Origin of the sequence: Litorimonas sp., from assembly GCA_029936425.1 — a bacterium.
Taxonomy (GTDB): domain Bacteria; phylum Pseudomonadota; class Alphaproteobacteria; order Caulobacterales; family Maricaulaceae; genus Litorimonas.
This window is the reverse complement of the sequence record JAPYSU010000001.1, coordinates 243,950-264,524: the sequence shown is the minus strand read 5'-3', so window position 1 is coordinate 264,524 and position 20,575 is coordinate 243,950. Positions and strand designations below refer to the sequence as shown.

The following is a 20,575-nucleotide window of genomic DNA, read 5'->3' as shown; positions in this document are numbered from 1 at the left end:
TCGCGCCCTGACTGGTTAGGCGTCTACCCCTGACTTTGCTTGAAATCCTATGAAATCAAAAATGGTGCCTGGAGAGGCAACGAACTACCCCATTAACTTGCTGATATCTTTTAAGATTAAAACTTCAGAGAATTTAGGCACCCCCAATTATACCCCCAACCAGGTATACTTAATCAAACTCATTGCTCACACTCCATTGACCAAAGGATAAGCTTCTTTTTGCTAGGTTGTAGTTTTCACGCAGATCTATTGAAAGCTCAATTGCCATTTTTCCAATTCTTTTACAGTCCTCTACAGCGAATTTATTTACCTCTTCTCCATCTAACACATCAGAGGCGCTAGCTAAACGTAGATTAGTAACCGCTATGTCGTCTTCGAACTGCATTACACGATCCCTCAAGTCTGCTTTGAAAAATTCATATGTAGGCTCTAAAACAATTTCAGGAGGGGTGGGAATTCTCATCAAGGGCGCTCCCTGTTCTGGATAAGGCGAACCATAAGTATCTTCGTACAACAAATCATCATTTAAACTGTTCGCGAGAACAATAGCATATCTCTCAAATTTTACTGCGAGTTTATTAGATAAGAACTTCCCCTTCTCTTCCTTTTGCTTTTTTGCCGTCCAGTTCGTTAAAATCCAGCCAGTGAAAACAGACGCGACGCCACTCCCAATAAGTGCACCTGCAAAGACTGTCCAATCCATCACTCGCCCCCAATATCGTCTTCAAATGTGCGTACCAATTTCAATATCTTGTCTGTCACCCGCTCGATGACGGTCTTACGTTCCAAAATCTTTGGCTTTGTTTGCATCGCACCGACAACGCTTTCACGTAGGGGTTTGCGGCCTGTAAATTGGTAATCGTATATGACGCGTTCGACTTTGGCCTGTTCTAAGCCTTCCTCAACGCAAAGGTCATTGAAGGCCGCTGTTTTCTCTTGATCCCAGAAGTCATTGAATGCGGTTTGGATTTGATCGCCTGAACTTATTTTCGGCATTTGGTCGGCAATGAATTTTTCGATCAGATCACGCTTAGACCTAAGCTGCACTTCGGTTTCTAACATCTTAAGAACACTTTTCATCGTATCGGCTTTGTCTTCGTCAGACATAGCTTGATAGTCTTCATCTTCATCAACTAACTTGGCGAGTAAGGCAAGAATATAGGCAACATTGATCTCGTCGCGCTGGATCAGCTCTAGTTCGAAATCCACATCGTCAATGATAGAACTCTTTTCGTCCTCGTCATCGAAACGGGTCTCTTCATAAAGATCGAGGTATTTGCTTTTAAAGTCTTCAAACCTTTGTGCGCTCATTTTCAGATCGTCATAGGTGAATTCTGAAAAAGTTATCAAGACATTGCGAATTCGGATAAGGTTGCGAAACGCCTTAATGAATTCGAGCCGTTCGATCTCGCTGGGCAAAGTATTCACACCTTCGGGAGTGGCGACGATGGAAAGCAATATCTCGACCGCTGCATTGAACTTATTTACATGCACCCGGTAAGGCTCGATGATGATGCCTTCTTTCGCGTTGATATTAGAAAACAGCGTTATGGCTTCATCGGTTTCGTCTTTGAGATTGCGAAATACGACAATATTGCCCTGCGATTTTCTTTCATTGATAATCCGGTTGGTGCGCGAATAGGCTTGGATCAAGCCGTGATACCGAAGCCGCTTATCGACATAGAGGGTATTAACCATTTTCGCATCGAAGCCGGTCAAAAACATGTTGACCACTAGCAGAATATCAAGCCGATCCGCGTCTTTGAAGCTCTTCTTCTCGCGGTCTTTCATTCGCTTGGAGAGATCTTTGTAATAGGCATAAAACTGCTTATTCTGGGTCGAGAATTTAGTCTTATATATCGCGTTATAATCGGCGATCATTTCTTCAAGCTTATCCCGCGTATGCTTGTTCACGGATTGAGGCGCGCCAAGGTCTGTCGAAATGTCATCGAGCAAACCGTCCGCGTCTAGATCATCCTCATTTGTGCCATAAGTAAAAATTGCGCCAACGCGTAGGTTATGCTCGCCCGCCTCTTTTTTGGCTTTGAACGCATCATAATATTTGATGAGCATATTCACGCTCCCCACACAGAGCATCGCGGAAAATTGCTTGTCATGGGTTTTCTTACGATGGTTTTCAATAATCCAGTCAATATTGTGGGAAATACGGTCTTCGTTTTCCCAGAACTCTTTAAGGTCGAGCGCTGAGACCTTTTCTTCGCCGCCCAACCCATCACGCAGATCAAGCCGCCCCCAATACTCCACCGCAAACTTAAGGACGTTCTGATCCCTTATGGCGTCCGTAATAACATATTTATGCAGGCAGTCCCCGAACAGCATTTTAGTTGTACGCTTGCCGTACTTGTTATTGCCCGCATTCTCTTTGAAAATTGGCGTGCCGGTAAACCCGAACATTTGGTGATAGGGGAAGAAATCGACAATGCGCTTATGCGTATCGCCAAATTGAGATCGATGGCACTCGTCAAAAATAAAAACAACACGTTGATTCGCCATCGCCTCCATCGCAGCTTGATACCGCCCCGGCGAAATTGCCGTATTAAGCTTTTGAATAGTCGTCACGATAAGCGGCGTATCATCGGAGAACTGTTTTACCAATGCGCGCGTATTATCCGTTCCGTCAACGCTACCCTCGCTGAAATGATTGAACTCCTTTGTGGTTTGATAATCTAAATCTGCGCGGTCGACGACAAAGATCACTTTGTCGACTTTGGGCAAATCCATAATGACTTGTGCGGCCTTGAAACTGGTCAACGTTTTGCCTGATCCGGTGGTGTGCCAGATATAGCCGTTATCATGGGAGTTCTTTACCTTATCGACAATCTTCTCAGCGGCATAATATTGATAAGGCCGGAGTACCATCAAGATTTGGTCGCTTTGGTGTAGCACGGTATATTTCGCGATCATCTTTGAGATGTGACACTTCTCTAGAAACGCATCCGCAAATTTGTCCAATTGAGTTATGATCCCATTGCTCTCGTCCGCCCAATAGAAGGTTTGTTTGAAACTTTGGACGCGGTTATTCGCGTAATATTTGGAGTTCACACCGTTCGAGATCACGAATATCTGGACATATTGAAACAAGCCCGTTTCAGCCCAGAACGAATGACGGTGATAGCGGTTGATCTGGTTAAAGGCTTCTTTGAGTTCAAGTCCGCGCCGTTTTAATTCGATCTGAACCAGAGGTAGACCGTTAATAAGAAGTGTGACGTCATATCGGGTTTTATAGCTTCCCTCCATGCTGATCTGGTTTGTAACTTGATACTCGTTTCGGCACCAATGCTCCGTATTCATGAAGCGAATATAATCGCTCGTACCGTCATCACGGGTCAAATTATACCAATCGCGTAGTCTCCCCGCCCGGTCAAAGACATTTCCTTGATCCAAATGATTGACAATTCGGTCAAACTCAGAAGGTGTGAATGTGGTCTTACTGAATTTTTCAAGTTGGGTTTTTAGATTAGAAAGTAAGGCTGCTTCATCGGGAATGGTGACCCGCGTATAGCCGAGCCCGCCCAGTCTTTCGATCAGGTTTTCTTCCAATTGAGCTTCTGATTGAGTTTTCAAAGTCGCTGTCATTGACCGCAATCTAAAGGTTGGTTTAGGGATGTCTACCAGTAGTAAACGGATAAATAAATGAACTTTGAATGTTACGGCCCCTACGAGCTAAATTGGTGGGAAGATAACGACCGTTGGAGAGCGGACTTTTGGAAACAAGTCGAAGCAGAATATGACGGGTTGTCAGAGGCAATAGGGTGCTATGTTTTTTGCTTGAGGTTTGGAGAGAAATATCTGCCTTGGTATGTCGGTCAGACCCTTAATCAATACGGCTTTAAAGGTGAGGTATTCGAAAGCCATAAGGTTTTGCACTATGAGGAATTAATGGATGAAAAACAAAGGCATCAACCTTTTTTAATGTTATTCCCTCTCATGACGGAGGAAAACTGGAATTTCTCTAAAAATAGGTCGAAGGGATCAGAACAGATAGATTGGCTTGAGACGACGTTGATCAGTATGGCATATTCGGCCAACCCGGAAATAAGAAATATGTCAAAAACCGCTTTCTCACGTTACATATACGTTAATGGAATTATTGGCGCTCAATACCCTGGCCGAAAAACTGATGCGGCGAGAGTTGCATCAAAAATGTTCAATCTTTCATGAATTTTTTGGGATTGGTACGGGCCAAGATATTCCTACCATATCTGATTTCTCTCAGTATCGCCTTGGCGACATCGTGAGTATTGCATCTTGCGCGCCTTCGCACTCATAAATTGGATAAGATGATTTAAGCCGCGTAATGTTAAGGTAAGCGTAGAGTTTAAATACTCCATCTAGTCTGAGAAATACGCCATATCTAATTCCGTCTGTGACAACCAACCGATCACATTCATACTTGTCAGCATATTGTTCGGCTTGTGATTGGGCAGTTAGGCAGGATCTTCCTCTTTTTTTGACTTCAACTATGGTTGTAAGATTTTTATCATCTCTCGGTAAGGCAGAAAAAAGGGCTACATCAACCCGGTGCCATTCAATGGCCATCCGCTGCGGTGTCCATCCTAGGTTTTGCAAAAAAGGTATAACCAAATATGCGATTGTTTCGGCTTCGGAAACTTTAGCATTGCTCCGTGTGTACCATCGGGCAATCCTTACAAGTTCATCCAAGTTTTTGGAAAGCTGGTTTATAGACCCGCTTGCCATTCCGTTATCGAACAAATATTCTGAAATTTCATCAAGAGTTGTTCCTCGATCGATATTTTTAGGCAGCGTTTTTATCTCCGTCGAAATTTCGAAATTTAGAGATAGCTCTTTGATCCATTCCAGCACAGTTTTAGACTTAAGTTTCTGCGTGGTGTCGCCCCACTTAAATACCTTTTCTCCAAAATCTCGACGTTTAGTGTATCTCCAACTAACGCGCCGGATATGCTGCAAGTCCCAGCCATCAACATCGCCAAAGCTGTTATTCCAGACGTAATCGCCCACAATCACGCCAATCGCGACGCCGATTTTTTGGCCGAGTTTAAGGACAACAATGTCCCCGTTCTTCATTTCTTCAGAAAATCGCCATAGGCCAGTGCGTTTTCTAGGCCGGTTCATATTCTTAAGATAACTGCGGTCTTTTTCGTCTAGCCAGCTTCCATATTCGCCAGGGCCATTTAGGATTACATCCCAATTCAGACATTCCCTAGAATAGCTTCTATTACCGTCGCCGGAGGCCTGTTCCCAAATTTGTCGGTTATCGATTTTCATTTTACCATTTCAAACAAACATCTGTTGCAACAGGCCTTTCTTGAAGGCTTGCATCTGGTCGACTTGGGCAGAGACGGCGCTAATTTTATCATCTAGCGTGGAGAGGAAATCGGCTATTTTTTGTTGTTCGGCTAGGCAGGGTATAGATATTGGATCAGATAGTACATAAGCATTATTTATCTTCATATCATTCTTTGCTCCCTTTCGCACTAATGGCCTTAAATATTTATTCAAATTGTCGTCGATTGAAAAATAATGATCAATATAGTCACCTGACCGAGGATCAAACGGTCGATAAACCGCATAAAGCGTCGACACGATTCCAGCCTTTTTCTTGTTCACTTTAATTATTCCATACGGATTCAATTTGAGCGGACTTTTGGTATAAACGACGTCGCCAACTTCAACCACGTGATAATTATCGACGCTTGCACCTGCATAAGAACGGCCCAAATGCCCAATTTGATTAACAATGCCTTTTTCTCCGGAAACGGATAACACTTGTGATTTGTCGTATTCTAGATCGTAATTACGTTTTCTTGTCTCATATAGTACGTCACCCAAGGGCTTACTTTCCCAATCCGGAAAATTGCTCCCGTCATCGGCTTTGAAGCGGATTGTTTGGGTGAAGATTTTTTGCATGACGCCTTTTTTATAGAGGGTGAGCTGCTCATGGCGCACTAGAAGCAGGTGGAGCTTCTCATCCACCGCGCCCAAAAAGTCCGCAATTTTCTTTTGTTCAGGGAGCGATGGGAAATAGGTAGTAATTTCCGAAAGGTTTGTTTTTGAAATGCCTAATACTGAAATTCCTTGAGCAATTCGCATAATCTGTTTGCGCATATTTGGACTTACAAACTGCCAGCCAGAAAACCCTAGGGCAGTTTTTCCATTTTTTGGGCGAGCAATGTAGGTATGTAATCCTGCCACGAGGGACTTCGGATTAACATTTACTATTTCAATGGCTTTGCCAATATCAGCATAATCTTCGGAAGCGTCTGCAATCACCAAGTCTCCTGCTCTGCAAAACTCTTCATCTTTTAGCGCTGCGGTGACTTCGGTATCTTTAATGTAGGGAATTCTCTCCCTCGACTGATCAAATAACGCTTGAAACTTTGAGTGAATATCGCCGTAGTGGATATTTTGCACAATTCCTTCATCAACACTCAAATTTGCTCTTGAGAGACTATTTGTGCGTATCCAGTCGAATACTTCACCTAACCTGCTTTGTTGCCAGTTATCAGAAAATTTAGGAAACCTAAGCTTTGGAACACTCACACCGGTGCCTCAATGCCCAGACCCTCACAATAGCCCGCAATCTTCGCATCCAATGCGCCCATCTTTGCGTCGATCCTCACCAACTCCTCCGTCACCGCTTTCAAATCCACTTCCGGTTCGGGCTCGAAGGTGTCGACATAGCGCGGGATATTAAGGTTATAGTCATTCTCGGCGATTTCGGAAAGCGGCGCGACATAAGCGAATTTATCTTTAAATTCCCGCTTGGCATAGCCTTCGACAATCGCGTCGATATGATCGGACAATAGCGCGTTTTTATTCTTGGCTTTCTCATAGCCTTCGGACGCATCAATAAATAAAATATCATCGGGATTTTCGCGGCATTTTTTGAACACCAAAATACAGGTCGGGATGGACGTACCGTAAAAGATATTGGCGGGCAGGCCGATCACAGCGTCCAGATAATTGCGGTCTTCGATGAGATAGCGCCTTATATGCCCTTCTGCCGCGCCGCGAAACAACACTCCATGGGGCAGGATAATAGCCATAGTGCCGTTCTCATCCAGATGGTGGATCATGTGCTGGATAAAGGCGAAATCTGCTTTGGATTTAGGCGCTAGGCGGCCATATTGAGAAAAACGATCATCGCTCTCGAAAATCTGGTTGGCACTCCATTTGGCGCTAAAGGGTGGGTTGGCGACAATGGCTTCGAACTTCAGATCTGTATGTTCTTTGGCTGGGTGGGTTAGCGTATTTTCCTGTCGAATATCAAAACGTCTGTAATGCACATCATGTAACAGCATATTCATCCGCGCCAGGTTGAAAGTCGTACGGTTCAGCTCTTGCCCGTAGAACATTGGCTTTGCGTCTTTAGCCAACTCCCGCTCTACACGGAGCAAGAGCGAACCGGAGCCGCAGGTTGGGTCATAGACGTTTTTGATCCGGTCTTTGCCCATTGTCACAAATTTGGCCAGAATAGTCGAGACTTGCGACGGCGTATAAAATTCCCCGGCCTTCTTCCCCGCGCCACTGGCAAATTGCCCGATCAAATACTCATAGGCATCACCTAAAACGTCGCCTTCAATATTCTCCAACTCAAAATCGATCATATCAAGATGCACAATTACTTTGGCGATCAATTCGTTTTTCTGGTTTTCAGAGCGGCCTAGCTTGGTCGATGTCAAATCTAGGTCTTCGAACAGTTTGTCGAAATCTTGCTCACTTTCTGTGCCCAATGTGCTTTGCTCAATGTTGTTCATTATCTTGGTCAGATCATCGAGAATAAATTCCCCAGCCTGCCCGCTCTCAGCAAGCCGTGAGAACAATTCAGAGGGCTTAAGCATATACCCTAGCTCCGCCACCGCTTCAGTACGCACGGCCTGCAGATAGGCTTCTCCGTCCGCGCTGGTCTCATCTATCGAGAGATATTCAATGCCGTCCTGTTCTAGGATTTTATTGGCATAGAGGTGCATTTTCTCGGATAGATATTTGTAAAAAATAAAACCGAGAATATAATCGCGAAACTCATCCGCGCTCATCTTCCCGCGAAGCTCATTTGCGATGTCCCAAAGCTTACGTTCTAGTTTTTTCTTTTGTTCAGCAGTCATACGATTCAGTCGACTGATTTGGGTTAAGGCCGAGTTAAAGTTTGCCTATCTGTAAAAGATTGTAGTGATCAATAATACTTATGCACTCTAAGCATTGCCAAATAAGCCTCTGAGTGAGTGCCTAAGTGATTTCCCATTCCCGGCTTAGTTAGGCAGCCCCTTGGCGTGACATGGCTATCTATGCGTCTCTGAGGCCTTTCATGCCATCCAATATTGAAAGCCCCGAGCTTTGGATAGAAACACATGTGTGAATATGGAATATTATCATGAATGTACCAGGCTAGAGCCCTCCAGTCTCCTGTTTGTTCGTAATATGGAATAAAACCCTGAACAACGACCGTAGCCATTGCGCCTATGCAGCCATTTTTATCTTTCTGATCCCAAATATGCCTAGAAGCATTTCGTTTGTTGCTTGAGCAGCCTAGCGCCTTCTGATTTCCGAATTGGTTAACTTCAGGACTACGATAAGCTGATCTTATTGAAATTCGTCCCAAGCGTTCTTGCAAAGGCTCAAGTACTAATTGACAGAGATTCTTTCCCGCCTGAATTGCTAACTCAGGATTTTCAGGGATGTTCGGTATTCCGTAGTAATTGGAAATCTCTGAATAGAGCATATCGCGCATAAAAAACGACTCTGACAATCGAACACGACCAAGGGCTTCCAGAGCCCTAAAAGCATTTGGTTTTTGCATAAAGGTATTCGTATTCTACTAGATATTTTTACGCCCACATTTCTATTGTACCAAAAGATTATGTCTAAATTTTGTTTTTCTAAAATTAGGCACCTGTTAGTACGCTATTGTATCAACACGATTGTGTGCTTGCATGTTTCGTTGTTGACTATTCCCTTAGCCGTCGCATTATTCATTCCGCCAAATCCATTTTGAGCCCTGTAATCCATAAAGATTACGTGCTGACCATTTTCGTCACGCGGTGTTATACGTGTTTTTACGTGCTCAAAACTTTTCGGATCACGCATTCGCGATTTAACTTCAGACTTAAACTCAGGGTGAGCCTCGCTCCAAACATCTAAGCAATGTTTTCCAAGCCTTCTATCCTCAGAAGTAAAAGGGTCTCCGTCATAACTAATACAAGCTTTTAATATTAGACCGAGAACTACTAGAAGAATTATTGTTCCGCACCATAATTGAAACTTGGAGTGCGCAGGACTAAAGACCCCACATTCTGAACACCTGTTTACTTCTTTATTCACCAAATTTCCGCAGTTCCTACACGGCTTTTGTTTTTGGGTTACTTTTTCGACGCTCATACCACACTCATTATCCAAGCCAATTATCTGAATTTAAGATAATCTATAATTCAGATTATCTCCAGCGCTTTCTTATTTTTAATGAGTTGCCTTCTTGGAAAAAACGCTCGGTTCAGATCGCCATAAATCTCTAATTCGTTTTCTCATTGCGAAAAGAGAAGCGGCTGGCTTTACTCAAAGTGAGTTTGCGATGAGGATAGGCGAATACCAATCTTTCGTGGCACGTCTAGAAAGCGGTCAAAGAAGGATTGATTTAGTCGAATTTGAAACTTTCGCTGAAATACTGGATTTTGATCCCCGAGAATATTTCGTCAAGTTTGATTAAGCGGTTCTTTCACCCGTAGTCTTTTCTTTGGGCCTTTCAATCATCAAATACCCACACATAGAAATATTTTCTTCGGAAAATGTTGCCCCTCAACCTTTATTTTTAAAGGTACCGTTCATTAAAACCTCGCTCCTATTTGTCTTCGCAGTACCTTGTCTCAAGCCCCCTTATTACTCAATTAGTGTACCTGGGTACACTAATTGAGTAATTAAAAATTGTCTCTCGAAGTTTTAAAAATAGTCTAAAAGGTAGTACCTAAAAAACCAGGCTTATGAATTTATATTACTGGCACTCCTCTTCAAAACTAATACACGGCAAGGAAGGTATTGGTTTGATCCGGGGCATTTGATATTATTGTTCTTCATAGTTAACTCCCGCGCAGCGAGGTAGCGTCTCACGCTGTAGCTCTTTCGGTAACGAGCCTCGCGCTTCGCTAGTTTCTCGGCGCTCAGTTCCTGAGCCTTTGCAATCGCCGCGTCTAACTTAGCTCTCTCGCGAGAACGGATAGGGACTTCCTGAGAAGATTGTTGGAGCGAGGCGTCAGCCGAAGCTCTCTCTTTCCTTTATAAGAAAGTTTTTTATAAGAAAGGTTCTTTATAAAGGGGTGCAGATATTGCACTAACTAATGCAAAGCTTGCACCCGGGTAGTGTCAGGCTGAAACATCACAAATTTCCGTCCTTTTCACCTTGCTTTAGTCACCTTTCGGCATCCAGTATATGTTCAATTTATACTTTTTTTGGGATTTATTATTGCCATTTCTGTATATAACTCCCTGACGCTCAAGTTTATTAAGAACTGTTATAATGCACCGCCTGGAAAGACCCGTTCCGCAAAAAGTATTCCTTCGTCCAGTCCCAAATTCATTGAGACTGATCCTTTCAAATGATAGCCCCCACCCAATCGTTCGGTCATATATAAAGCTTACGATCTTGTATTCCGATGAAGACAAACAAGACATCCACACTCTATCTATATTTTGTCGGATTATTAGTCTTGCAGTTGCTGATAACGCATCTTTTTTCTTCGAAAACTCGGGATCTACATTTCGATGATCTCTTTCCTCCATTCTTACAACTTTCGTAAAGTTACTTTTAGCAAGCTCTGCTTTTAACGCTAAAGTTTAATCTTCAAAGAGAGCGCGGATATCTTCAACACGCCACACAGTGGTTCTTGGCCCAAGTTTCCTTGGCTCGGGAAACCGACCGTCTTTTACACCCTGCCACCATGTCGATTTTGAAACTGGAATAGGCCCTATTGGACCTAATATTTGGGATAGCCTAACGAGGCCGGTTCGTGGAAATTTGGGATCGTCCATTATTATTCTCCTTCAGACTTCTATGTCCGAAGAGAACTTATTAATTATGGATTTAGTCTTCCAGTAATTGCTATCTCAAAATCATCGTAATCAATCTCACAATAAATCAGATAACGACTTAATTTCTCAAATTTTAACTTAAAGCTCTTTGAATTTTTCTACATCAAGGATTTTATTTTCTTTATACTCTTTGAGTTTCTTTTTAATCGCGGACAAACTAATATCGCTACCAAAGCTTTCTACATACCAGTCTCGCAATTGTTGAGCTAAGGCATCCTGTTTAATGTGAGAAGCACCACCATTCGTTATTTCAAGCGCTCGGCTAAGAACTCTATCCCAGTACTTTTTAGGCCTCCCAAGGCCTCGGTCTTTTTCGCTTTCTAAAATTTTTTCTGAAGCCTCAATTGGCATCGCTTGAAGTGCATTCTGCTTGGAAAATCGTGCTAATACGTACACTCGGCTTCCAATTTTTAAGGAAGATGCATTCCATGAAACATTCTCGTGATTCCAAGCTTCGGCCGGAATAGGTGTGAAAGGGTAACTATCAAAGTTCCGCAACCTCAAATAGTCATTGTAAGCCTCTTGAACTTCCAACTTATAATCGGAGCTTTGTTCTCTTGAAGGATTCAGTAAGATACCCTCTGCAACTATGGATTTTGAGCGAAGTAAATACAAAACTCTATTCCTATGAGCTTGAAGTTTATGCTCTAATTCCTGCATCCATTTCACTTTGTATATTTCAAATTCGGTAGCGCGTTTGATTAACTTGAGCTTATGCTTTGCTAAATTGTGCCTGTCAGTTGTAGAATAAGTGTTATTTTTTACTATAAGAGTTTGAATTCGACTTGGTTTCGGCACGTTTTGTGAGCTTTCGGTATCATCAAATATTATTTGGACAGACCTTTCATAATGCTCAGGAGATCGCAGATATTCACCCCCTAATCTTTGTTCGTTGCTTTGTATCCATCTTGGGTCTTTAGCCAAACCCAAATAATTTGTTTGTTCTGGGCTGAAACACGCTGGTGAAACCAACTCTTCAATGTCAAATAAATTTATGCCTAATTGCTCAAATGAGCTCCTAATATTAACTTTGTTTTGGCTAAAGACCTGGAAAGGCAAAATATTGAAAGCAAGCCAATTGACAGCATCTGGCAAAAACCATTTTTCCGGAACTTCATAAAGATCATTAACCATTGGTCATTACCGCCAGTTTTTGCGACCACCATTCCGCAATCCTCACTCGCTCTTCCCAATACTGACTCCTATTGTATGCACGGCGCACTGAATTGGTATCCTGCCTGGAAGAGTAGGCTTCAATGGCGTCGGGATTCCATAACCCGCTTTCATTGGCAAAAGTCGAAAAGGTCGAGCGAAAACCGTGTGACGTGGCCTCATCCGGCCCGAATCCCATCCGGCGCAAGGCTTGGTTTAACGTGTTTTCACTCATTGGCTTATGCGCGGACGTTTGCGCCGGAAAGAGCAAATCGCCCCAGCCAGTTAGGTCTTTAAGCTCTTTCAAGAGTTCCAGCGCCGTAGCGGTCAGGGGCACGGCATGGGGTCGCCGCATTTTCATGCGTTCCGCTGGCACATTGAAAACATGCTCTTTAAAATCAAACTCTTCCCATCGTGCTTTGCGTAATTCGCTGGGACGTAGGGCGAAGAGCATTAACAGCCTAAGCGCAATCACCGTCATGCGCCGCCCGCCATATCCTTCCAGCGCTTTTAAGAATTGGGTCAACGTCTCTTCATCCGTTATCGCCGCCCGGTGGGTGACGGTCGGACGAATCAAGGCATCTTTCAAAGCAAAAGTTGGGTCATTATCCGCTTGCCCGCTGGCCACCGCATACCGAAAAACGCCGCCGATACGGGATCGCATCCGTTTGGCAGTTTCGTATTGCTCCAGCTTTTCGCGCTTTCGAAGGGTCTTCAAGACGATTCGCGGCGTAATTTCCGAAATCGGCATTTCGCCAAAATCGGCGCGGGCATCGTCTAAAAGCCATCGCATCTTATTGATCGTAACATCGGCGCGACCTTCTTTGCGGGCTTTCTCTACGAACAGGTCAGCAAATTTATTGAAACTGTTTTCAGCTTTCCCAGCGGCAATAGCCTTTTCCTCGGCCTTTTTTGTCGATGGATTGACACCTTTCGCCAATAAGGAACGCGCCTCATCCCGCATTTTACGGGCATCTTGCAAGCTTATGGCCGGATAACGCCCAAACGATAAAAGCCCCTCTTTGCCTTCATATCGGAATTTAAACCGCCACAGCCGTGATCCGCCGAGCGTGACATTCACATAAAGCCCATCAAAATCCGAAACCTTATAAGGCTTGTCTTTGGGCTTTAGTGCCTTAATTTTCCTATCTGTCAGCGGTAATCCATAATCCCAATCATCGGGGGTATGAAAAGGATACCTCCAGAAAGTACCCCCAGTTCGGTCGAATATACCCTCACCGCTAGACATCTCCGGACAACGTACAGCCAATCACCACCACTACCAAGAAAATCGGGCGTTATAGGATGTTAAAAAATTGCGATTTGGTGCCCTGGAGAAGACTCGAACTTCCACTTCCATACAGAAACTAGCACCTGAAGCTAGCGCGTCTACCAATTCCGCCACCAGGGCAAGCCAGTGTGGTGCGGGCGTTTAGCGCCGCAGGCTTTTGTCGTCAATGATTTTTGGCGGCCCGACCAGACCTCTTACCCCAGGAGGGGGTAGCTTGCCTCCATCCGATACACATTTGGCCCCCTCACTTTTTTCCAGCTTGAAAAAAGCAAAAACTCATCAACGAGAAACGGCCCGGCTTCGAAGTCAGCCAGACGTTGCTCAAACTTGATGATACGGTCGATAGACGCGTCTTTTTTCAAATAAGCAAGGGTTACATGGGGTGTAAATTTGCGTTTTTCCATTGTTATGCCCACACGCCGCGCCGCCACCCGGCAATGGTCATGGATGCGGGTTAGCGACGGGTGCGGATTGACCCCGGCCCAGAGAGAATGGGGCTCGGTTTTGCCGAAATGATTGACGCCCTTAAGAGATAATTCAAAAGAGGTTAGCCGCAGCCGGGCCAGCTCGCGGTCAAGCTCTTCTGCGTGATCGTCATCGACCTCGCCAAAATATCCGACTGTAATATGGAATTTCTCCGGGTCTGACCACCTTGCGCCCGACACACCCCTTTGAATCCGGGTCAGCGCCGCAACTGTACGCGGCTGCATCTTTATGGCGGCAAAAAGGATCAAGATACTGCCCCAGGCTTAAGTCACAGGAGATCGATAAGTTTGATGGATCCGGTCTGCCTCGGCCTCCATCTCTTCGGTCCACTCAATATCATGTGCGTCAATATTTTCCTCCAATTGCGCAAGAGATGTTGCGCCGATGATATTTGACGTAACAAATTGACGACTTTCAACGAACTTCAAGGCAAATTGCGTCGGCGTTAAGTCAAGCTTTTGTGCCGTTTTATTGCAATCCAAAACAGCCTCATCCGCTAAGTCATAACGCCCCAGAAAGGATGGAAACAGATCTTTGCGCGAGCCTTTTGGCGCCGTGCCGTCATCATACTTCCCGGTCAGAAGCCCCATGGAGAGGGGAGAATATGCGAGCAATCCGACCTTTTCGCGCATAGCGATTTCTGCTCGTTCATAATCAAAGCGGCGCGCCACAAGACTATAGACACATTGATTTGACACAATACGCGGCCAGCCATTTGCTTCGGCCAGTTGCAGAAGTTTCATTGTGGCCCAGCTATATTCATTGGAAAGACCGATATGACGTATATTGCCTTTTTCCACATGACGATTGAGCGCGCCGAGAATATCTTCAAATGCAACCATATCGTCTTCGGCATAGTCCTTGTAACTATGGAAGCCAAAGCCGTTAATAGGGCGGTCCGGCCAGTGCAGTTGATACAGATCAATATAATCCGTTTTGAGGCGTTTAAGAGACTTTTCAACAGCTTCGTCAATTTGCGCCGGTGTTTGGCGTGTCAGTTTTTCAGAATCGCGTGTCCAGGTCATTTCAGACCTCCCCACAACTTTCGTTGCCAGAATATATTGATCGCGGTTTTTTCGCGCCTCTATCCAGCTGCCTATATATTTCTCCGTTCGGCCCTGTGTTTCGGCCCGACCCGGCACAGGGTACATTTCGGCAGCGTCAATAAAGTTAACTCCGCGATCAAGAGCATAGTCAAGCTGGTCATGGGCTTCCTTTTCTGTATTTTGCTCTCCCCAGGTCATAGTGCCTAAACAAACGGATGTGACGTGAATATCTGTTTTCCCCAAACGGCGTTTTTCCATATCAATAAGTCCTGTAAATTTTTAGGCGCAATTCGGCGCTATCTCTTGGTATTATGAAGAAAATAGACTATATATAGCTCACAGTTCAACGCAATGACCGTATGAATCCATATGGAAAGTTGATTAAAGGAGCGTTTTATGAACGACTATAATAACCCCGTCAGCCATGGCGCGGAAACCGATGTTGGTTTGCGTAGTTTTATGCTTGGCACTTACCGCTATATGGCGATGGCGATGGCCGTTACCGCCGGCGTAGCCTTTTTTGTCGGACAGGCAATTATTGCAAATCCGAACCTGCTGGGTTTGGTTTATAACCCTGTTGTGGCGATTGCCTCTTTCTTCATTATCGTTTTCGGGTTTGGCGCCGTCGGGCGTAAACTCCCGTCCATGAGCCTGGGCGGCGTACTCGCCTTCCTGTTTGGCTTTGCCGCCTTTATGGGTGTGTTGATGTCGGCCTATGCCGCTCTCTACAATCCAATGATTGTTGCGAAGATTTTCTTCATGACGGTTGCCATGTTTGGCGCACTGAGCCTGTTCGGATATACAACCGGCTTTAACCTCAATGCGATTATCAAATATGCCGCCGCGGCCTTCCTTGGCTTTATCATTATCGGCTTTGTCGGCATGTTTGTCCCAGCCCTGTCCATCGTCGGCGGAGGCACTTTTGCGATTGTCATGAATGTGATCGCTCTGGCCGCTATTGCTGCGATTACGGCGTGGGAAACACAAACGCTGAAACGTATCTATTACGGATCTGTTGGAAATCCTGAGATGATGAAAAAGCTAAGCGCATTTGGCGCCGCTTCCCTCCTTCTCGCCTTTATCAACATGTTCTCAATCCTGATGAACCTGTTTGGGCGCGAATAATATTTCCAAAATCTTTGAGTTTGAAACCCGCTCTTTGAGCGGGTTTTTTTGTGGTTACCCTAGTCTCAAACCGTTCGAAAACGTTGTTTGTCAAAAACCCTTAAAACAGTCGCTAGATCGTGCCCCCGCTTTAAAACGAGTCCACCCGGCGCAATAACCGCAAATTGACCCTGTTTCTGTCTTAATTCCGGAACTTTCTCAATCCGGTAGAGCGCGTGTTCCGTCGCTTTTCGGTAAATAGAGAAGACGGCTTTGTCGCGCAGAAAATCCATAGCATAGTCTTTCCAATCCCCCTTTGAGACCATTTGCCCATAAACATTCAGAATAAGTCCCAGCTCCCGACGGTCAAACGCGACCTGGCTTGGGCGTTTCGTTTGGTTGGCGGAAGGCTGCTGAGATGTCTTGGGAGGCAAGGGAATAATATTCGACATAGCCTATATCTATGGGCGCAAACCCGTTTCGGCAAGTCCATAGCAACTTGCAAAGTCTTAACGGATATTAAGCACCTTATCCGAAGCGTAATAAGATGCCGCAATTTTGCCTTATTTCCGTCTCTATCCGAACAAACAATAACGTCATTGGAAAGGTGTTGATTGGCGATATTTGGAAGAACGCGGTTTTCTTACAGCCCCCCAGCCCCCGGGTTCTGCCACCTAACGTCAATCAACATTTAAGACTCCCACTCCAAGGCCTGTTACCGATCTTTCGGGCACAGACCGGAAAACGGATTTTTCGCTCTTCAGCCCGGCGGATAATCCGTTTTCTTGTTTGTGCAGGATATTTGTCTGAAACCTAGCGTTTAAGTATAGCGGCCGTTACGACTTCGACGGAATCAGGTTCATGAAAAATCGCGGCATAGGTTTGATCCGGCTCCAAGGCAGACTCCACCAATAAAGGGTGTCCGGCCCATTCGGGGCTCTGAACTTCATCGACCACATTTTCTATTTTCAGAGTTCGTCCGCCGTTCTCGCCTCTTTTGACAGCCACTTCCTGCAGACCAGGAGTATAGCGGATAAGCGATAATTTATAATTGGCCGGGACATCGGCCTGAACGCTAAGCTTCCCATCAGAGGTCAGGGACAAGCTCGCCTCAGGTCGCGATTTGGGCAAAGGCATAGACGTGACATCTGAATTGGAATAGCGCGGACTATGCGCTGAGCCATTGAGCACCATTTGCGGCGTATAGACATTTCGGGCGCCGAGGGATTTACCGTAATCACGCTGACGCTGGGTAAAAGCCGGGTCTCCAAACGTATCTTTCCAGCCCAGATAATCCCAATAGGTCACGCCGTAGGACAGGACGAGCACATCTTCCCGACTTTGAGCCAGCTCAGACGCAAATTTATTGGCGGGCGGACAGGATGAACAGCCTTGGGAGGTAAAAAGCTCCAGGACATAATCCGGCTGCGCCGATTGCGACGCGGCAGATTTTATCAGGCTTTGTGAATTTGGCTCTGCCTTGTCCTGGGCAAAGCTAAGTCCGGCAAAGGCCAAGAGAGCTAAAGAAGAGGTTGCAGTTATGAGAGAGAATGTTTTCATAAATCCTGTATAGCGTAATTCTCAAATGATGCGATTGACAGACCCATCACAGCTGCGTGAAATTATGTAACGGCCTGTCTGGGACCTCCCAGTCAAAGAGAGGGTTTTGCATTTTTATGGGCCTTTTCCTCCGGATCCAAATCCGGCTGACCATCCGCCGAAAGGAGGACGGCAATCCAGTGTGTTGTCGGAAACTGAGCCAAAACAATCATAATAATGACTGTCAAAGGCGCAGACAAAAACGCGCCCACACCGCCCCAGAGCGCGCCCCAAAGGGTTAGGGACAGCAGGACAACCAGGGCAGACAAGTTCATACTGTCTCCCATCATCTTCGGCTGAATGGTATTTCCGATAATAAATTGTGCGCCAAAGAGTATGCCTGCCAGAAGACCGATGCGTCCGACGCTGTCAAACTGAACGGCGGCAAAAATGACAGGTAAGGCGACCGCTGCCAGTCCGCCGACGATGGGAATGTAGTTCAAGATGAAAATGACCAGGGCCCAAAATAGAGCGTTGTCCAGTCCAAGGGCGGTCATTCCAATATAGGACACCACCGTCTGCATCAGGCTGATGATCGTCTGCACACCGAGATATTTTTCAATAGAATGGCGAATACGTTCGCCAACTTTTGCCGCGCGGGACCGATCAGACTTGTCTGGGAACAAATCATCCATCTTTTTCGGAAAACTTGACTGAGCCGCAAAAAGAAAAGCTACATAAATGGCAATAAAACTGATGTCGCCGAGAACTCCCTGGATGGAAGAGGCGAACCCTGCCAGACCGGCCTGTAATTTCGCACTAAGCTCAAATCGCTCGTTCAGAGAGGAAAAACTAATATTCTCCTGCCCGGTCACTTGCCCTAACCAGTCAAAAATTTCCTGTATTCGGCTCTCATATAATGGAGCCTGCTTTGCGACATCAGACGCCGTATTGGCTATAATAAACCCAATGCCAATGAAAGCGGCTACAACGGTCAAGACGGCCACCGCCAAGGCCAGCCAATACGGAATTTTGTCAGAAAGACGGTGCATCCACCGAGCGAAAGCATCTATGATCAGCCATATAAAAACGGCCAAGGCAAAGGGCGTAATGATGTCTCGAATAACGTAGAGTAGCGCAATACCGAGAATAAAAGCGATGAACAGCAGACTCGCCCGAATGGTGTGGTCGCCATTATATCCCTGATTTTCAGCCATATACGTCTCTCCCATTGGGCATCTTTTCGGGGCATCTCTTCCCGCTTGGAAAGACTCATATTGCATTCGCGCCGCTTGTTACATAACAAATTCAAGAAAAAAGAAAGAAGGCTTTCATGACAGACCATATCTTTGTCGGCACGGATACCGAGGACGTCAAACAAAACCTTTTATTGAAAATGGCCAATCGGCACGGGTTGATTGCGGGGGCAACCGGCACAGGTAAAACGGTTACACTTCAAATTTTAACTGAAGGATTCTCCAAAGCCGGGGTTCCGGTTTTCGCCGCAGATGTGAAAGGCGATCTTTCAGGGATTTCACAAGCGGGCTCTGAAAAACACAAGCTTCATGAAAAATTGCTCTCCCGCGCCCGGAAAATCGGCCTCATAGAGAATGATTACGAAGGTATGCTGCAAAAGGGATATGGCTACGCGGCCATGCCGACGCTTTTCTGGGACCTCTACGGCAAACAGGGCCACCCCGTCCGCACGACGATTTCTGAAATGGGGCCAACACTCCTTGCGCGTCTGATGGAATTAAATGAAACCCAAGAAGGCATATTAACAATCGCTTTTGAACTGGCCGATGACGAAGGCATGTTCCTGCTCGATTTAAAAGACCTTCGCGCCTTATTGAATTTCCTGTCCGATAATAAAGCCGAGATCAGCCGCGAATACGGCAATGTCACAAGTCAGTCCGTAGCTGCCATACAGCGTAGCCTCTTAAGATTAGAACGGGCCGGAGCGGAACAGTTTTTCGGAGAGCCAGCTCTCAAACTTGACGATTTAATGCGTGTGGATGAAAACGGAAAAGGCGTTGTCTCCATATTGGCTGCGGATCAATTAATTAATTCCCCGGCGCTTTATTCAACCTTCCTGCTCTGGTTGCTCTCCGAATTGTTTGAGGAGCTCCCAGAGGTCGGTAATCCGGACAAGCCTAAAATGGTGTTTTTCTTCGATGAGGCACATCTTCTTTTTGATGACGCGCCGAAAGCGCTCATCGATAAAATCGAACAGGTGGCCCGGCTTATCCGGTCCAAAGGGGTCAGCGTATTTTTCGTCACGCAAAACCCAATGGATATTCCTGACAGCGTTCTGGGACAGCTCGGCAACCGGATTCAACATGCCCTTCGGGCCTACACGCCTAAAGAGCAGCGCGCCGTTCGCGCAGCAGCCAGCTCCTTCCGCGAAAACCCTGCTTTTGAGACCGAAGAGGTCATCACCGATTTAGGCGTCGGGGAAGCGCTCGTAAGTCTGCTAGACGAAGACGGCGTCCCCGGCATTGTCGGACGCACCCTTATCCGGCCCCCTGCTTCCCGGCTTGGCCCCGCCACGCGGGCCGAACGCAAAGCCATTATTGCAGACAGCCCTGTAGGCGAAGTTTACGACAAGTCGATTGACCGTGAGAGCGCCTATGAGGTGCTGGCAGAAAAAGCTGAAGCGATGGAAAAAGCCGCCGCCAAAACGGAAGCAGACGCGCAAAAAGCCAGGGATAAAGCAGCCCGAAAGCAAACAAAGTCTCGCAGATCCTCCCGCCGGAAAACAAAAACGGTTTCAGATCATATCCTTTATGAAATCAAATTGGTCGGACGCCAGCTCATGCGGAGGGAGAGCCGACGTCTCATTCGGGGGATACTGGGCGGATTCATGCGGAAATAAATC

The 20,575-nt window shown here is 45.8% G+C and carries 19 protein-coding genes and 1 tRNA gene; 4 read left to right on the top strand and 16 right to left on the bottom strand.

Going from position 1 to position 20,575, the window contains the following annotated elements:
* Positions 1-169 precede the first annotated feature (169 nt).
* Positions 170-703: a hypothetical protein gene (locus tag ACN0IC_RS01355; protein WP_416876949.1), complete on the bottom strand. Its 534-nt coding sequence runs from the start codon at positions 701-703 to the stop codon at positions 170-172.
* Positions 703-3,597: a type I restriction endonuclease subunit R gene (locus tag ACN0IC_RS01350; RefSeq protein ID WP_416876948.1), complete on the bottom strand. Its 2,895-nt coding sequence runs from the start codon at positions 3,595-3,597 to the stop codon at positions 703-705. Before ACN0IC_RS01350 ends, ACN0IC_RS01355 begins: the two co-directional genes overlap by 1 nt.
* Before the next feature lie 57 nt (positions 3,598-3,654).
* Between ACN0IC_RS01350 and ACN0IC_RS01345 the strand changes: the two genes are divergently transcribed.
* Positions 3,655-4,182 carry a hypothetical protein gene (locus ACN0IC_RS01345; protein ID WP_416876947.1) on the top strand — a complete coding sequence of 176 codons (528 nt, stop codon included), beginning with the start codon at positions 3,655-3,657 and terminating at the stop codon, positions 4,180-4,182.
* A 51-nt stretch (positions 4,183-4,233) separates the two neighbouring features.
* On the opposite strand, the gene ACN0IC_RS01340 is transcribed toward ACN0IC_RS01345, so the two are convergent.
* The 5 genes from ACN0IC_RS01340 to ACN0IC_RS01320 all read right to left on the bottom strand — a co-directional run bounded on the left by ACN0IC_RS01340 (position 4,234) and on the right by ACN0IC_RS01320 (position 9,378).
* Entirely contained in the window at positions 4,234-5,268 is a 1,035-nt protein-coding gene (locus ACN0IC_RS01340; protein ID WP_416876946.1) for a hypothetical protein, read from the bottom strand.
* 9 nt (positions 5,269-5,277) lie between these two features.
* Complete coding sequence (locus ACN0IC_RS01335) at positions 5,278-6,543, bottom strand: restriction endonuclease subunit S (RefSeq protein ID WP_416876945.1); 1,266 nt, start codon at positions 6,541-6,543, stop codon at positions 5,278-5,280.
* Positions 6,540-8,108, bottom strand: a complete 1,569-nt coding sequence (locus ACN0IC_RS01330; protein WP_416876944.1) for a type I restriction-modification system subunit M — start codon at positions 8,106-8,108, stop codon at positions 6,540-6,542. The genes ACN0IC_RS01335 and ACN0IC_RS01330 overlap by 4 nt, the downstream gene beginning before the upstream one ends.
* A 68-nt stretch (positions 8,109-8,176) precedes the next feature.
* Entirely contained in the window at positions 8,177-8,800 is a 624-nt protein-coding gene (locus ACN0IC_RS01325; RefSeq protein WP_416876943.1) for a hypothetical protein, read from the bottom strand.
* A 104-nt stretch (positions 8,801-8,904) separates the two neighbouring features.
* A complete protein-coding gene (locus ACN0IC_RS01320) occupies positions 8,905-9,378 on the bottom strand; it encodes a hypothetical protein (RefSeq protein WP_416876942.1) in 474 nt (157 codons plus the stop codon).
* A 94-nt stretch (positions 9,379-9,472) separates the two neighbouring features.
* Between ACN0IC_RS01320 and ACN0IC_RS01315 the strand changes: the two genes are divergently transcribed.
* Complete coding sequence (locus tag ACN0IC_RS01315; protein ID WP_416876941.1) at positions 9,473-9,703, top strand: helix-turn-helix domain-containing protein; 231 nt, start codon at positions 9,473-9,475, stop codon at positions 9,701-9,703.
* Between the two features lie 1,121 nt (positions 9,704-10,824).
* On the opposite strand, the gene ACN0IC_RS01310 is transcribed toward ACN0IC_RS01315, so the two are convergent.
* The 6 genes from ACN0IC_RS01310 to ACN0IC_RS01285 all read right to left on the bottom strand — a co-directional run bounded on the left by ACN0IC_RS01310 (position 10,825) and on the right by ACN0IC_RS01285 (position 15,312).
* Complete coding sequence (locus ACN0IC_RS01310; RefSeq protein WP_416876940.1) at positions 10,825-11,019, bottom strand: helix-turn-helix transcriptional regulator; 195 nt, start codon at positions 11,017-11,019, stop codon at positions 10,825-10,827.
* Between the two features lie 138 nt (positions 11,020-11,157).
* On the bottom strand, positions 11,158-12,213 hold the full coding sequence (locus ACN0IC_RS01305) for a hypothetical protein (RefSeq protein ID WP_416876939.1): 1,056 nt from the start codon (positions 12,211-12,213) through the stop codon (positions 11,158-11,160).
* Positions 12,206-13,387, bottom strand: coding sequence for a tyrosine-type recombinase/integrase (locus ACN0IC_RS01300; RefSeq protein WP_416877061.1), 1,182 nt, complete (start codon positions 13,385-13,387; stop codon positions 12,206-12,208). Before ACN0IC_RS01300 ends, ACN0IC_RS01305 begins: the two co-directional genes overlap by 8 nt.
* A 168-nt stretch (positions 13,388-13,555) precedes the next feature.
* Positions 13,556-13,642: transfer RNA gene (locus ACN0IC_RS01295), tRNA-Leu, on the bottom strand.
* Between the two features lie 74 nt (positions 13,643-13,716).
* The gene (thpR, locus tag ACN0IC_RS01290; protein WP_416876938.1) at positions 13,717-14,256 is read right to left on the bottom strand and encodes an RNA 2',3'-cyclic phosphodiesterase; all 540 of its coding nucleotides are present in this window, start codon (positions 14,254-14,256) and stop codon (positions 13,717-13,719) included.
* A gap of 15 nt (positions 14,257-14,271) precedes the next feature.
* Complete coding sequence (locus ACN0IC_RS01285; protein WP_416876937.1) at positions 14,272-15,312, bottom strand: aldo/keto reductase; 1,041 nt, start codon at positions 15,310-15,312, stop codon at positions 14,272-14,274.
* Between the two features lie 138 nt (positions 15,313-15,450).
* Between ACN0IC_RS01285 and ACN0IC_RS01280 the strand changes: the two genes are divergently transcribed.
* On the top strand, positions 15,451-16,179 hold the full coding sequence (locus ACN0IC_RS01280) for a Bax inhibitor-1 family protein (RefSeq protein ID WP_416876936.1): 729 nt from the start codon (positions 15,451-15,453) through the stop codon (positions 16,177-16,179).
* Positions 16,180-16,244: 65 nt separating this feature from the next.
* Here ACN0IC_RS01280 and ACN0IC_RS01275 read toward each other — a convergent pair whose 3' ends face one another.
* The 3 genes from ACN0IC_RS01275 to ACN0IC_RS01265 form a co-directional block, all read right to left on the bottom strand.
* Positions 16,245-16,610, bottom strand: coding sequence for a DUF2794 domain-containing protein (locus tag ACN0IC_RS01275; protein WP_416876935.1), 366 nt, complete (start codon positions 16,608-16,610; stop codon positions 16,245-16,247).
* A 361-nt stretch (positions 16,611-16,971) separates the two neighbouring features.
* Positions 16,972-17,718 carry a DUF1223 domain-containing protein gene (locus ACN0IC_RS01270; protein WP_416876934.1) on the bottom strand — a complete coding sequence of 249 codons (747 nt, stop codon included), beginning with the start codon at positions 17,716-17,718 and terminating at the stop codon, positions 16,972-16,974.
* Positions 17,719-17,810: 92 nt separating this feature from the next.
* Complete coding sequence (locus ACN0IC_RS01265; protein ID WP_416876933.1) at positions 17,811-18,914, bottom strand: AI-2E family transporter; 1,104 nt, start codon at positions 18,912-18,914, stop codon at positions 17,811-17,813.
* 116 nt (positions 18,915-19,030) lie between these two features.
* Here ACN0IC_RS01265 and ACN0IC_RS01260 point away from each other — a divergent pair, with 116 nt between their 5' ends.
* Positions 19,031-20,572: a helicase HerA-like domain-containing protein gene (locus ACN0IC_RS01260; protein ID WP_416876932.1), complete on the top strand. Its 1,542-nt coding sequence runs from the start codon at positions 19,031-19,033 to the stop codon at positions 20,570-20,572.
* Positions 20,573-20,575 lie beyond the last annotated feature (3 nt).

Bases quoted from the DNA above. Each gene is read 5' to 3' on its own strand.
- ACN0IC_RS01340 (WP_416876946.1), bottom strand. From the start codon at position 5,268: ATGAAAATCGATAACCGACAAATTTGGGAACAGGCCTCCGGCGACGGT.
- ACN0IC_RS01325 (WP_416876943.1), bottom strand. From the start codon at position 8,800: ATGCAAAAACCAAATGCTTTTAGGGCTCTGGAAGCCCTTGGTCGTGTT.
- ACN0IC_RS01320 (WP_416876942.1), bottom strand. From the start codon at position 9,378: ATGAGCGTCGAAAAAGTAACCCAAAAACAAAAGCCGTGTAGGAACTGC.
- ACN0IC_RS01265 (WP_416876933.1), bottom strand. From the start codon at position 18,914: ATGGCTGAAAATCAGGGATATAATGGCGACCACACCATTCGGGCGAGT.
- ACN0IC_RS01355 (WP_416876949.1), bottom strand. From the start codon at position 703: ATGGATTGGACAGTCTTTGCAGGTGCACTTATTGGGAGTGGCGTCGCG.
- ACN0IC_RS01310 (WP_416876940.1), bottom strand. From the start codon at position 11,019: ATGGACGATCCCAAATTTCCACGAACCGGCCTCGTTAGGCTATCCCAA.
- ACN0IC_RS01345 (WP_416876947.1), top strand. From the start codon at position 3,655: ATGAACTTTGAATGTTACGGCCCCTACGAGCTAAATTGGTGGGAAGAT.
- ACN0IC_RS01260 (WP_416876932.1), top strand. From the start codon at position 19,031: ATGACAGACCATATCTTTGTCGGCACGGATACCGAGGACGTCAAACAA.
- ACN0IC_RS01285 (WP_416876937.1), bottom strand. From the start codon at position 15,312: ATGGAAAAACGCCGTTTGGGGAAAACAGATATTCACGTCACATCCGTT.
- ACN0IC_RS01270 (WP_416876934.1), bottom strand. From the start codon at position 17,718: ATGAAAACATTCTCTCTCATAACTGCAACCTCTTCTTTAGCTCTCTTG.
- ACN0IC_RS01275 (WP_416876935.1), bottom strand. From the start codon at position 16,610: ATGTCGAATATTATTCCCTTGCCTCCCAAGACATCTCAGCAGCCTTCC.
- ACN0IC_RS01350 (WP_416876948.1), bottom strand. From the start codon at position 3,597: ATGACAGCGACTTTGAAAACTCAATCAGAAGCTCAATTGGAAGAAAAC.
- ACN0IC_RS01305 (WP_416876939.1), bottom strand. From the start codon at position 12,213: ATGGTTAATGATCTTTATGAAGTTCCGGAAAAATGGTTTTTGCCAGAT.
- ACN0IC_RS01330 (WP_416876944.1), bottom strand. From the start codon at position 8,108: ATGACTGCTGAACAAAAGAAAAAACTAGAACGTAAGCTTTGGGACATC.
- ACN0IC_RS01280 (WP_416876936.1), top strand. From the start codon at position 15,451: ATGAACGACTATAATAACCCCGTCAGCCATGGCGCGGAAACCGATGTT.